Genomic DNA, 14,660 nt, shown 5'->3' on the forward strand with positions numbered 1-14,660 from the left:
CCCGTTGACTTCCGGGGGAGTCAACGGGCCCTCGACCTTGTCTCCCTACTTGGGCAGTTCGGCCTCGATCAGGTCGGCTGCCCGCTGAGTGCCGCCCTCCTTCGCCATGTCCGCCTGGAGGGCGGTGAGTCGGCGGGCCACCTCGGGATCGTCGACGAGCGCGAGGGCTGCCTCCCGCAGCGCTCCGGCGGTCGCGTCCTCCGTGTCCAGGCGCCGGGCGACGCCGAGTCCGGCCAGGATGTCCGCGTTGCCGAACTGGTCCACGGCCTGCGGTACGGCGATCATCGGCGTCGCCGTGGCCAGCCCCTCCTGGCTGCCGCCGGCGCCGGCGTGCGTGACGAACAGGTCGGTCTGCTTCAGGATCGCCAACTGCGGTACCCAGGACCGCACTTCGACGTTGTCGGGTACGGCGCCCAGCTCGTCGGCACCCACGTGCCTGCCGACCTGGAGCACCGTGTGCCAGCCGGGCAGCTCACCGAAGGCCCGGACGCACTCCCGGTAGAAGCGGGGCTGCTTGGTGAAGGACGAGCCCAGCGACACGAGGACGACCTTCTCGGCACCGGCGGGCCGGGTCCACTCCCCCTCGGCCGAGCGGTCGCCCTGGCAGGCGCCGACGAAGCTGTACACCGTGTCGTCGACCCGGTCGGCGTGCGGCTGGAGGGCTCTGGGGATCAGGACGATCGAGCGGTCGGGCCGGCCGACGAAGGGGTCCGGGTGCAGGGTGATGCCGTTCTCCTCCAGCCAGGCGTGGAAACGGGCGTAGTAGGCCTTCCCCCGGGGTGTTTCCCTGGGCTCCGCCCACATGGGCTCGGCGACCTCCTCCTCGTAGCCCTCCCAGGCGACGAGGTTGGGTGAGAGGGAGATCGCGGGGACGCCCCAGCGGTGGGCGAGGACGCGGGCCGGGTAGGAGGTGATGTCGTGCAGGACGAGGTCGGGTTCGTCCCCGTCGTAGGCCTCGATCAGCTGGGGCAGCGCCTGGATCGCGTCGGCGAGGAAGGGCTCCACGTTGTCGAGGAGGGTGCTGCCCCAGGCGGAGGGGTCGTCGTCGGGCGAGGGCAGGGTGGAGTGCCACGGCTTGACCTCGGCGCCGGTGCGGGCGACCTTCTCGGCGAAGACGGGCGGGACGGCGTAGGTGACGCGGTGTCCACGCGCGACGAGTTCGCGGATCACCTCCAGGCTGGGGTTCACATGGCCGTGGGCGGCGATGGAGAACATGGCGATGTGCGCGCGACTGGTCATGCCCCGACCGTAAGCGAGACGAGACGTCTCGTTCAACTGATTAAGACGTGACCGGGTCAGCGCTGGTAGCGGGCCAGCACCAGGTTTCCGTCCCGTTCCAGGCGGGTGCGCAGCTCGGCCAGGCCGATGGCGCCGCTGTAGTACTCCTGGAAGGCGGGGGTGGCCACCTTGTCCTTCCACTCCGGGTAGCCGCGGACGGACTGCGCGGGGGCCGGGCGCAACTCGGCGGCGAGGGCGGTGCCGGTGGCCCAGTCGTCCTTCGCGGTGTGCAGGGCGGGGTCCTTCAGGGCCGCCGTGCCGGTGGGCAGCATCCAGTCGCCGAGCGCCAGCCGGACCATGTTCCGCGGCCGGAGCAGGTGGTCGACGAAGGCGACCGCCTCCTTCTTGTGGGGGCTGTCCTCGGCGACGGACAGGGTCTGGGGGCTGACGCCCTGGGCGAGTCCGCCGGCGCCGGCCGGGGCGGGCAGCACCTGCCAGTCGAAGCCCTTCGGGGCCTGCTGGACGATCTGCTGCCGGTAGGAGAAGCCGAGCGGGACCATCGCGTACCGGCCGCCGAAGAAGCCGGGCAGGGTGTCCGAGCCGCCGCTGCCGAGCGTGGTGGGCGAGGCGCTGCGGTCTCTGCCGACCTGCTCGTGGATCGTGCGCGGTACGACCTCGTCGCCGGCCTCGAAGCGGACGGTCACCCTGCCGTCCGCGCCCCGGTGGAAGAGCCCGCCGCCCGCCGAGAGGGAGAGGTTGAGCGTGGCGGAGACCGGCTCCTTCAGCGGCCAGGCGACGCCGTACCTGCCGTCGCCGCTGAGCTGTTTGGTGACCGCGGCGAACTCCGCCCATGTCCAGGGGTGTTCGGGGGTCGGGATGCGCACCCCGGACCGCTTCAGCCAGGTCGCGTTGGCGACGAGCACCCGCGGTTCCTGGAGGAAGGGCACGCCGTAGACACCCCCGCCGAACGTCGTCGTGTCCCAACTGCGCCGCGGGATGTCGGACGTGAGGCGGGCGGGCAGCAGGTCGGTCAGATCGGCGAGGTAGCCGCCGTACGCGAAGTCGGCGAGGTCGTCGGAGGCGTCGTGGATGATGTCGGGTGCCTCGCCGCCCTCGAAGGAGGTGAGCAGCTGGTCGTGGACGCTGTCCCAACTTCCCTGTACGTACTCGACCTTGACGCCCGGGTGGGTGGCGTTCCACTCCTTCACCAGTTCCTTGTTGACCGCGACGGACTCCTCCTGCCAGGCCAGGGACTGGAAGCGGAGGGTGATCCGGCCGTCGTCACGGGTACCGCCGCCGGACGAGCAGCCCGCCAGGAGGAGCACGGACAGGAGGAGAGCCAGTTTGCGCATCAGCTCTTCACCGCCCCGGCGAGCAGTCCGCCCGTGATCCGCCGCTGGAGGACCACGAAGAGGAGCAGTGAGGGAAGCGTGGCGAGGAACGCGGCGGCGGCCAGCGGGCCGAGGTCGGCGACGCCCTCCGCGCCGATGAAGTGGGTCAGGACGACCGGCAGTGTCTGGTTCTCCGGCGTCTTCAGCAGCACCAGCGCGAAGAAGAACTCGTTCCACGCGGTGACGAAGGCGAACATCGCCGTCGCCGCGATCCCCGGTGCGAGCAGCGGCGCGGTCACCGAGACCAGGGTGCGCAGCCGTCCGGCGCCGTCGACCGCCGCCGCCTCCTCCAGTTCGACGGGGACGGCACGGACGTATCCGACGAGCATCCACAGAGCGAACGGCAGCGCCCACACGACGTACACCATGACCAGGCCGGCGAGTGAGTCGATCAGGCGCAGGTTCTTCAGCACCAGGAACAGCGGGATGATCACCAGCACGAAGGGGAACGCCTGGCTGACCACCACCCAGCCGGACGCGGCGCGGGCGAGGCGGGTGCGGTGCCGGGCCATGACGTACGCGGTCGGGGTGGCGACGCACACGGCGATCAGGGCGGCGGCGAGCGCGGCGAGCAGGGAGTTGAACCCCGCCCGGAGCAGGGGCTGTTCGTCGAAGGCCTGGCGGAAGTTGGCGAGGGTGGGGTCGCGCGGGATCCAGGTGGGGTGCAGGTCGGCCAGTTCGCGGGGCGGTTTGAACGCGGTGGACAGCAGCCAGAGCAGGGGGAAGGCGAGGAAGACCAGGTAGGCCAGCAGGGCCGCGTACTGGGCGGCGCGGGCCGCGGGGCGGGTTCTCACGCGTCGTCACCTCCCACGGAACCTCGCATGGAGCCTCGCTTGGAACCGCCCACGGAACCTCCCTTGATGCGGCCCACCAGGAAGAGGGCCAGGAAGACGGAGACCACCGCGACCAGCACGCAGCCCATCGCCGCCGCGTAGCCGAACTGGCCGTAGCGGAAGGCCTCTTCGTAGGCGAAGAGCATGGGCAGTCGGGTGCGTCCGCCGGGGCCGCCGTTGGTCAGGACGTAGACCAGGGCGAAGGAGTTGAGGTTCCAGATGAAGTTGAGGGCGGTGATCGCGAGGGCGACGGGTCTGAGGGCGGGCCAGGTGACCGTGCGGAAGCGGCGCCAGGCGCCCGCGCCGTCGACGGCGGCGGCCTCGTGGAGTTCGCGCGGGGTGTTCTGCAGGCCGGCGAGCAGGGTGACCGTGGTCTGCGGCAGGCCCGCCCACACGCCGACCACGACCACCGCGGGCAGGGCGGTCGCGAGGCCGCCGAGCCAGTCCCGGCCGTCGCCGAGGCCGAGGTCGCGCAGGGTCTCGTTGAGGATGCCGGCGTCCGGGTTGTAGACGAGCCGCCACATGATGCCGACCACGACCTCCGGCATCGCCCAGGGGACGATCGCGAGGGCGCGGGCGAGTCCGCGCAGCCGCAGGTCCTGGTCGAGGAGCAGGGCGAGGCCGAGGGCGAGCAGGAACTGGGGGACGGTCACGGCGACCGCCCAGACCAGTCCGATCCGGAACGACTCCAGGAACAGGGTGTCGTGCAGCAGGTCGGAGAAGTTGAGGCCGCCGATCCACCGGGTGGGTGCGGTGCGGCCCGACTGGGCGTCGGTGAACGCCAGCAGGATCCCGTACAGCAGCGGGCCGACGCTCAGGACGAGCACGGGGATCAGCGCGGGCAGGACGAGGAACCACGCGCCGTGTCCGGTGGGGGCGCGGCGCGGTGGGCCGGCGCCGGACGCGCGGCGGACGCTCCGTCTGCTCTCGGTCGCCAGCGACACGGAACGGCCCCTTTCCCGCGGCGGTGCCGGGCGGCCCGGCGCGGCCACCGGCGGCTCCGGGGCGCGGGCGCGCCCGTCGTGGTCGGCGAGCACCCGTCATGGTCGTGACGGCGGTGTGCCCCGTCAAGGCCCCTCGCACACGGCGCCACCTGGACGAATGCGAGACTGACCGGCGGATGGCCGAATCCCTGCGCCATCCCGGGGCGGCGGTGCGGAGGCGGGCGATGGACGAGACGAGGGCGCGGGACGTACTGGCCGGGGCGGGGGTGCTGCCCGGCCCGGCCGGGGAGGCGCGGCTTCTCTCCCTGGGCGAGAACGCGGTGTTCGCCGCCGGTGACCTGGTGGTGAAGGTGGGCCGCGACGCCGCGCTCCTGGACCGGGCGCGGCGCGAACTGACCGTCGCCGCCTGGCTGGTGGAGGCGGGGGTCCCGGCGGTGCGGGCGGCCGGGCCCGAGGCACTGCTCGTCGAGGGCCACCCGGTGACGGTGTGGCACCGGCTGCCCGATCCGGTACGGGCCGCCGAGCCCCGGGATCTGGCCGAACTGCTGCGCCTGGTGCACGCCCTGCCGGTGCCGTCCTTCGGGCTGCCGCCGCGCGACCTGCTCTCCGGGGTGGAGCGCTGGCTGCGGCTCGCGGGCGACGCGATCGACCCGGCGGACGCGGCGTTTCTGCGCGAGCGCCGCGACGGCTTCGCGACGGCAGCCGCCGCGCTCGTCCCCCGGTTGCCGCCCGGCCCGATCCACGGTGACGCGCTGCCGCGCAATGTGCACATCGGGCCCGACGGTCCGGTCCTGGTCGACCTGGAGACCGTCTCCGCCGATCTGCGTGAGCACGACCTGGTGGTGATGGCCCTCTCCCGCGACCGCTACGGCCTGCCCGCCGACGCCTACGAATCCTTCACCGCGGTCTACGGCTGGGACGTGCGCGAGTGGGAGGGCTGCGGTGTGCTGCGCGGGGCCCGGGAGACCGCGAGCTGCGCCTGGGTCGCCCAGCACGCGCCCGTGAACCCGAAGGCGCTGGCGGAGTTCGAGCGCCGCGTGGCGTCCCTGCGGGACGGGGACGCGTCGGTGCGCTGGTACCCCTTCTGAAGACGCCGTCCTACAGGCTCTACAGGCTGGGGCTGTCCGCCGGTTCCCGGACCGGCCAGGCGCCGTCCACCACCGCGTCCGTCTCGCCCTTGCGGCGCAGGAAGTCCTGGAAGTCCGCCGCCCATTCGGCGTACCACTCGATCTGACGGCGGTGCAGCTCGGCCGGGCCGAGGCCGGCGACCTTCGGATGGCGGACCGCTATCGCGCGGGCGAGGCGGGCGGCGGCGAGGGCGTCGGCGGTGGCGTCGTGCGCGGAGTCGAGCGTGACGCCGTACTCGGCGCAGACCGCTTCCAGGTTGCGCTTGCCGCGGCGGTAGCGGTCGGCCCAGCGGTCGATGGTGTACGGGTCGACGACCGGCGCCGGCTCCTGGCCGCCCATGCGGTCGCGCAGCGAGGGCAGGCCGTGGCGGCGCAGTTCGGCGGAGAGCAGGGTGAGGTCGAAGGCCGCGTTGTAGGCGACGACCGGGACGCCGGTGCTCCAGTAGCCGGTCAGGGCGTCGGCGATGGCGTCCGCGACCCGGTCGGCGGGGTGGCCCTCGGCCGTGGCCCGTTCGTTGCTGATCCCGTGGACGGCGACGGCGTCCGCGGGGATCTCCACGCCCGGGTCGGCCAGCCACTCCTTGCGTCCCAGGACCTGTCCGTCCCTGACCTCGATCACGGCGCCTGTGACGATGCGTGCCTCACGCGGGTCCGTCCCGGTCGTCTCCAGGTCGAAGCCGATCAGCAGCTCCCGGTACCAGGCCATGGTGGTCCCCCTTCTCGGTGGTGCTTTCCCCCAGTGGTCTCCACCTTCGCATGCACCACTGACAATCGGAGGAGCACCCTCCGGATGCCGGGTGCGGGCGCTTCAGGACACAGGCCGCGAATCCGCCCAGGCGAGCTCGAACTCCTCACGGTATGCCGCGAAGAGCCCCGCTTCGTCCACCTCGCCCGGCTTGACCACCCGGTGGCCGCCGCGCAGCACCAGCACCGGCGCCTCCATGCCGCGCATGCGCCGCAGATACGACTGGATCACCGCGATGCCGTCGGTGCCGTCGCCGTCGACGAGGTAGGCGGTGAACCGGGGCGTCTCGTCGTACACCTGGATCTGGAAGGCGTCCGGGTCGCGCAGCCGGGAGCGGACGCGGCGCATGTGGAGGATGTTCATCTCCACCGCGCGGCTCAGTTCGCCCCGTTTCATTCCGAGTTCGCGTTCGCGGCGCTTGACGGCGCTGGAGGCGGGGTTGAGGAAGAGCAGCCGGATACGGGCGCCGGCCTCGGCGAGGCGGATCAGCCGGCGGCCGGAGAAGTTCTGCACGATCAGGTTGAGGCCGATGCCGATGGCGTCGATGCGGCGGGAGCCGTCGAAGATGTCCTCGGCGGGGAACTGCCGCAGCAGCCGCACCCGGTCGGAGTGGACGGCCACCACGTCGGCGTAGCGGTCGCCGACGAGGTCCTCGACCGCGTCGACGGGCAGCCGGCGCGCGGAGGGCACGTCGCCGCCGGTGCCGAGCATCTCCAGGAGGCGTGCGGAGGCCCGTTCGGCCTGGGCCAGGACGGTCTCGGACAGGGCCCGGTTGCGGGAGACGACGTTGCGCGTCACCTCCAGTTCGTCCAGGGCGAGTTCGACGTCGCGGCGGTCGTCGAGGTACGGCTCGAAGCACGGCCAGTGCTGCACCATGAGCTCGCGCAGCTGGGGCAGGGTGAGGAAGGAGATGACGTTGTCGTCGGCCGGGTCGAGCAAGTAGCCCTTGCGGCGGCTGACTTCGCGGACGGCGACCGCGCGCTGGACCCACTCCTGTCCGGCGGGGCCGGCCGCGGCGACCACCCATTCGTCGCCGTGGACGGGTTCGTAGATGGGCCGCAGGACGGCCGCGACCACGGCGCGCAGCCGCTGTTCGACCAGGTTCAGCCAGATGTAGGCCCGGCCGGCCCGCTGGGCGCGGGTGCGTACCTCGCGCCAGGCGTCGGCGTCCCAGTCCAGCTCCGGCCCGATGGAGTTCGTCTCCATCGGGCGGGCCAGGGACACCGTTCCGGGCGGGACCTCTGTGGAGCTCCCCTCGTGACCCTCGTCACCAGGGGGCAGCTCCAGCCCTCCCGCGCCCACCCAAGTACCGCCTTCCGCTCCCCCGAGCTCTCCCCGTCCCAACGATCAAGGAAGGGTACTCCGGGAGCGGTAGGTGGTGCAGCCGGATGGACAGGTCGTTCTCAACTTCCGTCGGCCGGCGGGCGTCCGTTCTGATTGGCGAGCGCGGGCGGGGTGAGCGGGTTCATCGCGGTGACGTCCCTGGGGGCGATGGAGAAGCCCTGCCAGTGGACCGGCATGGGCTGCTGGTCCTCGTCGCGGGCGATGTGGTGGAAGCCCACGTTCACCCAGGCCACGGGGTGCTTGAGGGTCTGGCCGTTGACCCACTTGTCCACGGTCTTCGGGTGTCCCGTACCGCAGTTGAGGGGGTTGTTGGTGGCGTACATCTCGCACTTGTTGTACTCGGTGAAGTAGACGTCGTGCTTGGTGAAGCTGCGTCCGGGGTACTTGGTGGTGGCGCCCGGGACGAGTTCGTAGCTGCGCGCGTGCCCGTCCTTGTTCTTGCCGGTCTTGCTGACGACCCGCCACCAGCGCATGTTCTTCGCGTCGCCCGCGAGTTCCTTGGTGACGGCGGTGCGGGTGGTCTTGGCCGTCGGGCCCTGCTGTCCGCTCGCGGGCGCGCTGACCACGGAGTCGTACTGCTCGATCTTGTTGCCGGAGTTGGCGTCCAGGCCGAAGTCGAGCCGCCAGAACACGTTGTGGCTGTGGCTGGTGGCCTTGGCCTTGGCACCCTTCCCTATGGGCCAGCCGCGGCCGTCGCCGGCGTCGTAGTCGTAGGGCGAGAGGCTGCCGGTGGCGCCGACGTTCATGTTGATGGTGCCGTCGTCGGAGAAACGCCACTCGGTCATGTACTCGTACCAGCCGACCTGGTTGACCGTGTAGACGAGGAGGTCCTTGCCCTGGGCCTGGTAGACCTTGTTGCCCGTGTCGGCCTGCATGCGGTAGGCGTGGCCACGTGAACGGGTCGTGGTGCACAGGCCCTTGACGTTCGGGTTCGGGTTGAAGGACTCGGGGACCTTCACCGTCTTGATGGTGCCGCCGGGGCACTCGGCGGGTGCCAGGTTCAGCAGGCCGCCGCCGAAGTTGTAGTCGGTGACGTCGTTGTACTCGTTCTTGCCGTCGTCGTAGGGCACGTGGATCTGGGCGATCTTGGCGCTGGTGAGGACGCGGATCGGCTTGGCCTCGCCGGGCGGCTGGTAGCTGACCTTCTCCAGGACGAGCCCGGACTTGGCCTCGTAGCGCCAGCACATGCGCCAGGTGGTGCCGGTGGAGAGCTTCTGTTCGATGCGGTAGGCCGCGCTGCAGTCGGCGGCAGCGGCGGCGGCCGCCTTCGGCTGGGCGGCGGCGGGGCCGGCCCCGGCGGTCGCCCCGGCGGCGAGCGCGGCGAGGGACAGGCCGACGGCCGCTCCCTTGCGGGTACGGCTGAGGCTGTTCACGTGCATGTGGGCATGACTCCTCGGCAGGAGGTGGGAAGGGTGGACGGGGGCGGGCTCAGCCCTGGAGCTTCGAGACCGTGCCGGCGCTGAGGTCGATCACCAGGGACCGGGCGTCGATCCAGGGACCGTTCTTCACCTTCGGCAGCAGCCGTACGCAGCGGTGTTCGCCGCACTTGTCGAGCGCCGCGGGCTGGGCGCCGGGCACCGAGTGGTAGACCATGCTGGCGAGCTGCAACTGGCCGGCGGAGGTGAGCTCGCTGCCGGTGGCGTCCTTGTAGTCGGCCTTCAGACCGGCGCCGAGCGGGTCGGCGATGAGGACCCGGGCCGCCTCGGTCTGTTCGTCACGGCTGAGCGGCGGCTGTACGCCGCGCTGGGTGCCGGTGTTCTCGACCTTGCCGGTGTCCAGGTTGACGGTCCGGGTGACGACCGTGTCGCTCTTGTAGTCGTAGTACGTCACGTCGGCGCGCCGGGGGGCGTCGGAGGAGTCCACCTCGTCCGCGTCGGGCGCGGCGAGGTCCACACCGAGGAGCTGCGGGCCGCGGTCGCCCTCGACGTCCTTGCCGGCGCTGAACATCTGCCGGCTGAGCGCGACACGCGCGGCGCGCTTCGTCTCGTCGTCGGTGAGCGGGTCGCTGCCCGTGCCCTTCTCGCCCTCGTCCGGGGCCTGCTCGACGACTCCGGGCTGCACGGCGGCGCCGCCCTGGCCGTCGGCCGCCGCCTGCCCCGTGGTCTGTCCGGCCTGTCCGGTCTTGCCGCCTCCCGTGTCGTCCGCCCCGGCCGTGCCCGGCAGGGTGATCCCGATCATCACGGCCGTCGCGGCGACCGCGATGCCCGTACCCGCCACCACCTTGCCCAGGTGACGCCGAACTGTCGTGCGCACATCTTCCCCCTACTCCCCCTGTTGCCCGGGAGTACGTGTCTTTGCCCCAGTGGTCCCGCACGGTCCGCATATCGGCCGGTGCGTCTGTCGTTTGGTAAGAGGGATGTAAGTCACAGGTGGTTCCCTCACTTTCGGGGAGACTCGACGTCAAGGCGCCTGCGGCGCGACGGCACACCTGAAAGAGTCGTTTCATGCAGGTCTGGCCTGGAGAGGCGTATCCCCTCGGTGCGACGTACGACGGCGCCGGCACGAACTTCGCGGTCTTCACGGAGGCCGCGGACCGAGTAGAGCTGTGTCTGCTGCACGACGACGGCTCGGAGACGGCGGTGGAGCTGCGCGAGAGCGACGGTTTCGTGCGGCACGCGTACGTGCCGGGCATCATGCCCGGGCAGCGCTACGGCTTCCGCGCGCACGGCCCGTACGAGCCCGCGCGCGGGCTGCGCTGCAATTCGGCGAAGCTGCTCCTGGACCCGTACGCGAAGGCGGTCAGCGGCGCGATCCGCTGGGGCGAGGAGGTGTACGGCTATCCCTTCGGCTCCCCCGACAAGCGCAACGACCTCGACTCGGCGCCGCACACCATGACGTCGGTCGTGGTGAACCCCTACTTCGACTGGGGCGACGACCGGCTGCCGCGCACCGAGTACCACCGCACGGTGATCTACGAGGCCCATGTGAAGGGGCTCACGATGCGCCATCCGGGGCTGCCGGAGGAGCTGCGCGGCACCTACGCGGCCCTCGCGCACCCGGCGGTGATCGAGCATCTGACCGGGCTCGGGGTGACGGCGCTGGAGCTGATGCCGGTGCACCAGTTCGTCAACGACCACCGGCTGGTCGACATGGGCCTGAACAACTACTGGGGCTACAACACGATCGGTTTCTTCTCGCCGCACAACGCGTACGCCTCCTGGGGCGACCGCGGGCAGCAGGTGCTGGAGTTCAAGTCGGCGGTGCGGGCGCTGCACGAGGCGGGGATCGAGGTGATCCTCGACGTGGTCTACAACCACACGGCCGAGGGCAACCACCTGGGGCCGACGCTGTCCTTCCGGGGCATCGACAACGAGAAGTACTACCGGCTGGCGGAGGACGCCCGCTACTACACGGACACCACCGGAACCGGGAACTCGCTGCTCATGCGGTCCCCGCACGTCCTCCAGATGATCATGGACTCGCTGCGGTACTGGGTGACCGAGATGCATGTGGACGGCTTCCGTTTCGATCTCGCGGCGACGCTGGCCCGGCAGTTCCACGAGGTGGACCGGCTGTCGTCGTTCTTCGACCTGGTGCAGCAGGATCCGGTCGTCTCCCAGGTGAAGCTGATCGCCGAGCCGTGGGACGTGGGCGAGGGCGGCTACCAGGTGGGCAACTTCCCGCCGCTGTGGACGGAGTGGAACGGCAAGTACCGGGACACCGTGCGCGACCTGTGGCGGGGCGAGCAGCGCACGCTCGCGGAGTTCGCCTCCCGGCTGACCGGCTCCTCCGACCTCTACCAGGACGACGGCCGCCGGCCGCTCGCCTCGATCAACTTCGTGACCTGCCACGACGGCTTCACACTGCACGACCTCGTCTCGTACAACGACAAGCACAACGAGGCGAACGGCGAGGACAACCGGGACGGCGAGAGCCACAACCGGTCGTGGAACTGCGGCGCGGAGGGCGACACCGACGACCCGGACGTGCTGGCGCTGCGGGCCCGCCAGATGCGCAACTTCATGGCGACCCTGATGCTGTCCCAGGGCGTTCCCATGATCAGCCACGGGGACGAGTTCGGGCGCACCCAGCAGGGCAACAACAACGCGTACTGCCTGGACAGCGAGCTGGCCTGGGTCCGCTGGCCGGACTCCGAGGAGGCCGGCAGCGAGTTGCTGGACTTCACGCGCGCGTTGGTGTGGCTGCGCAAGGAGCACCCGGTGTTCCGGCGGCGCCGCTTCTTCCACGGACGGCCGGTGGAGGGCACCCACGACGAGCTGTCGGACATCGTCTGGTTCACGCCCGAGGGCGGCGAGATGGTCCAGCGGGACTGGGACCGGGCGCAGGCGTCGGCGTTGTCGGTGTTCCTCAACGGCAACGCGATCTCGGAGCCCGGCCCGCGCGGGGAGCGGATCAGCGACGACTCCTTCCTGCTGATGTTCAACGCCTCGCCGAGAGCGCTGGAGTTCGTGGTGCCGGTCGACCACGGGCGGCAGTGGCAGGTGGTCGTGGACACCGCGGACCCGGCGGCAACGGCCCAGGGGGCGGGGCGCAAGGTGCAGGCGGGCGACCGGCTGACCCTGGTGGACCGGAGCATGGCGGTGCTGCAGAGGCCCGCCTAGCGCGTGTTGCGGGACTTAACGCGGCGGGGCGGGTACGTAGGAGGTCATGACCCCTGCGCGCCCGGCTCCCGTCCCGCCCACGGCCACCTACCGGCTTCAGCTGCAGCCCGAGTTCCCGTTCGCGGCGGCGGGTGCGGCCGTGCCGTACCTGGCCTCGCTCGGGGTCTCGCATCTGCATCTGTCCCCGGTCCTGGAGGCCGTACCGGGGTCCCCGCACGGCTACGACGTCGTCGACCACGCGCGCGTACGGGCGGAGCTGGGCGGCGAGGAGGGGCTGCGGGCGCTGTCGGCCATCGCGCGGGAGCACGGGCTCGGCCTGGTCGTGGACATCGTGCCGAACCACATGGCGATGGCCCCGCGCCACAACCGCGCCCTGTGGGAGGTGCTGCGGGACGGGCCGGCGTCGCCGTACGCGCGCTGGTTCGACATCGACTGGGAGGCGGGCGGCGGACAGCTGCTCGTGCCGGTGCTCGGCGGGCCCGTCGGCACGGAGCTGGAGCACCTGCGTGTCGACGGTGACGTGCTGCGCTACTACGACCATGTCCTGCCGCTGCGCGGGGGCACCGAGGGGCTGCCGCTGCCGAAGCTGCTCGACGCCCAGTGGTACCGGCCGGTGTGGTGGCGGCTGGCCCGCACCGAGCTGAACTACCGGCGCTTCTTCAGCATCTCGGAGCTGATCGGGGTGCGGGTGGAGGACCCGGAGGTCTTCGAGGCCACGCACGCCACCGTGCTGCGGCTGCTGAACGAGGGCGTGCTCGACGGGCTGCGGGTCGACCACCCCGACGGGCTCGCCGACCCCGACGCGTACCTGGCGCGGCTGCACGGGGCCACCGGCGGCCGGTGGACGGTCGTGGAGAAGATCCTCGCGGACGAGGAACCGCTGCCGGCCTCCTGGCCCGTCGCCGGGACCACGGGCTACGACGCCCTGCGCCGCGTCGACGGCCTCTTCACGGACCCCGCGGGCGCCCGGGAGCTCCTGGACCTCTACCGGCGCTTCGCGGCCCCGCAGACGGACCGTGGGGGCGACTGGGCGGCGACCGTGCGGCGGGCGGCGTACGGGGTGCTCTCGCACGAGCTGGCGACCGAGCTGGACCGGCTGGTCCGGGTGGCGTCCCGGGCCTGCGCGACGTCCCCGGACCCCGCCCTGCGCGACCGGGCGCCCTGGGCGCTGCGCACGGCCCTGGAGGAGCTCCTGGTGCGCATGGAGGTCTACCGGCCGTACGTCTCGGGCGACGCGGCGGCCCTGGTCACCGAGCGGGCGGCGGAAGAGGCCCGCGGCGCCTTCGCGGTGGCGGAGGAGGCCGGCGCGGTGGACGTGGTGCGGGGGCTGGTGGTCGGAGAGGGCGAACGTGCCGCGGAGGTGGAGTTCCGGGTCCGGTTCGCGCAGACGGCGTCCGCGCTGCGGGCCAAGTCGGTGGAGGACACGGCGTTCTACCGGTACGTCCCGCTGCTCGCGGCGACCGAGGTGGGCGGTGAGCCGGGCAGGCCGGGGGTGTCGCCGCAGGAGTTCCACGCGTACTGCGCGCGCGTGCAGCGCGACTGGCCGGCCGGCGGGACGGTCGTGACGACGCACGACACCAAGCGCAGCGCCGACGTACGGGCCGCGCTGGCCGTGCTCACCGAGTGCCCGGACCGCTGGGCGGACGTCCTGGAGCAGGTCACGTGCGCGGAGGAGGAAGTGGCGGACGGGCAGCTGGCCTGGGCCGCCTGGCAGACGGTCTTCGGGCTCGGTCCGGCGGCCCCGGAGCGCGTCCAGGAGGCGCTGCTGAAGCACGCGCGCGAGGCGAGCCTGTACACGAGCTGGACCGAGCAGGAGCCGCCGTACGAGGAGGCGGTGGCCGCGTTCGTGGCGGCGGGGCCGTGCGGGGGGCCGGGCGAGCGGGTGGCCGCGCTGCGGGAGGCGCTTCAGCCGCAGGTGCGGGCCAATGTGCTCGGTACCGCGCTGGTGCACCTGACGATGCCGGGCGTGCCCGACGTCTACCAGGGCACGGAGGCCGAGTACCGGGCGCTGGTGGACCCGGACAACCGGCGCCCCGTACGGTTCCCGCCCGACGATCCGGGCGACAAGGGCGCGGTGACCGCGGCGGCGCTGCGGCTGCGCGGTCGGCGACCGGAGGTCTTCGGGACGGCGGCGACGTACGAGCCGCTGACGGCGGCGGGACCGGCCGCCGGGCACTGTCTGGCGTTCGCGCGCTCGGGCGAGGTCGTGACGGCCGTGACGCGTCTGTCGCTGCGGCTGGCGGAGGCGGGGGGCTGGCGGGACACCCGGCTGCCGCTGCCGCCGGGCACCTGGCGCGACGTACTGGCTCCGGAGCGGGAGTTCACCGGGCACGCGCGCGTGGCGGACCTGTTCGCGCGGTTGCCGGTGGCGCTGCTGGAGCGGGCGGGGACGGTGCCCGGAGCGTAGGGGGCGCGGGGACGGCCGTACCGCCGGAGTGCGCTTCCGAGCGCCCCTCAAGGGCTTCTGGAGCCTCCCCCGAGGGATTCTTGACAGTT

At 72.1% G+C, this 14,660-nt stretch carries 11 protein-coding genes; 3 read left to right on the plus strand and 8 right to left on the minus strand.

The window, feature by feature from the left end; translation table 11 throughout:
* Nucleotides 1–45: 45 nt before the first annotated feature.
* Genes mgt through ACFPIH_RS01560 form a run of 4 tightly spaced genes read right to left on the minus strand, consistent with a single transcriptional unit; the run spans nucleotide 46 to nucleotide 4,386 of the window.
* Nucleotides 46–1,239: a macrolide-inactivating glycosyltransferase gene (mgt, locus tag ACFPIH_RS01545; RefSeq protein ID WP_381166408.1), complete on the minus strand. Its 1,194-nt coding sequence runs from the start codon at nucleotides 1,237–1,239 to the stop codon at nucleotides 46–48.
* A gap of 56 nt (nucleotides 1,240–1,295) precedes the next feature.
* Entirely contained in the window at nucleotides 1,296–2,570 is a 1,275-nt protein-coding gene (locus ACFPIH_RS01550) for an ABC transporter substrate-binding protein (RefSeq protein WP_381166410.1), read from the minus strand.
* Complete coding sequence (locus ACFPIH_RS01555) at nucleotides 2,570–3,403, minus strand: carbohydrate ABC transporter permease (RefSeq protein WP_381166412.1); 834 nt, start codon at nucleotides 3,401–3,403, stop codon at nucleotides 2,570–2,572. Before ACFPIH_RS01555 ends, ACFPIH_RS01550 begins: the two co-directional genes overlap by 1 nt.
* Nucleotides 3,400–4,386 (minus strand): carbohydrate ABC transporter permease, encoded by a 987-nt coding sequence (locus ACFPIH_RS01560; protein WP_381166415.1) that lies wholly within the window; start codon nucleotides 4,384–4,386, stop codon nucleotides 3,400–3,402. The genes ACFPIH_RS01555 and ACFPIH_RS01560 overlap by 4 nt, the downstream gene beginning before the upstream one ends.
* Nucleotides 4,387–4,610: 224 nt before the next feature.
* Between ACFPIH_RS01560 and ACFPIH_RS01565 the strand changes: the two genes are divergently transcribed.
* Nucleotides 4,611–5,474, plus strand: coding sequence for a phosphotransferase enzyme family protein (locus ACFPIH_RS01565; protein ID WP_381166417.1), 864 nt, complete (start codon nucleotides 4,611–4,613; stop codon nucleotides 5,472–5,474).
* A 19-nt stretch (nucleotides 5,475–5,493) separates the two neighbouring features.
* On the opposite strand, the gene ACFPIH_RS01570 is transcribed toward ACFPIH_RS01565, so the two are convergent.
* The 4 genes from ACFPIH_RS01570 to ACFPIH_RS01585 all read right to left on the minus strand — a co-directional run bounded on the left by ACFPIH_RS01570 (nucleotide 5,494) and on the right by ACFPIH_RS01585 (nucleotide 9,855).
* Complete coding sequence (locus ACFPIH_RS01570; RefSeq protein ID WP_381166419.1) at nucleotides 5,494–6,219, minus strand: 3'-5' exonuclease; 726 nt, start codon at nucleotides 6,217–6,219, stop codon at nucleotides 5,494–5,496.
* 102 nt (nucleotides 6,220–6,321) lie between these two features.
* Nucleotides 6,322–7,560 (minus strand): SAV2148 family HEPN domain-containing protein, encoded by a 1,239-nt coding sequence (locus ACFPIH_RS01575; RefSeq protein ID WP_381166421.1) that lies wholly within the window; start codon nucleotides 7,558–7,560, stop codon nucleotides 6,322–6,324.
* 101 nt (nucleotides 7,561–7,661) lie between these two features.
* On the minus strand, nucleotides 7,662–8,981 hold the full coding sequence (locus ACFPIH_RS01580; RefSeq protein WP_381166423.1) for a copper amine oxidase: 1,320 nt from the start codon (nucleotides 8,979–8,981) through the stop codon (nucleotides 7,662–7,664).
* A gap of 49 nt (nucleotides 8,982–9,030) precedes the next feature.
* The gene (locus ACFPIH_RS01585; protein ID WP_381166425.1) at nucleotides 9,031–9,855 is read right to left on the minus strand and encodes a Tat pathway signal sequence domain protein; all 825 of its coding nucleotides are present in this window, start codon (nucleotides 9,853–9,855) and stop codon (nucleotides 9,031–9,033) included.
* A 191-nt stretch (nucleotides 9,856–10,046) separates the two neighbouring features.
* Between ACFPIH_RS01585 and glgX the strand changes: the two genes are divergently transcribed.
* Together glgX and treY are read left to right on the plus strand one after the other, a co-directional pair.
* Nucleotides 10,047–12,164, plus strand: a complete 2,118-nt coding sequence (gene glgX, locus ACFPIH_RS01590) for a glycogen debranching protein GlgX (RefSeq protein WP_381166427.1) — start codon at nucleotides 10,047–10,049, stop codon at nucleotides 12,162–12,164.
* Between the two features lie 46 nt (nucleotides 12,165–12,210).
* On the plus strand, nucleotides 12,211–14,571 hold the full coding sequence (gene treY, locus ACFPIH_RS01595) for a malto-oligosyltrehalose synthase (RefSeq protein WP_381166429.1): 2,361 nt from the start codon (nucleotides 12,211–12,213) through the stop codon (nucleotides 14,569–14,571).
* Nucleotides 14,572–14,660 lie beyond the last annotated feature (89 nt).

Source organism: Streptomyces vulcanius (genome assembly GCF_042653945.1).
Lineage (GTDB): Bacteria > Actinomycetota > Actinomycetes > Streptomycetales > Streptomycetaceae > Streptomyces > Streptomyces mangrovi.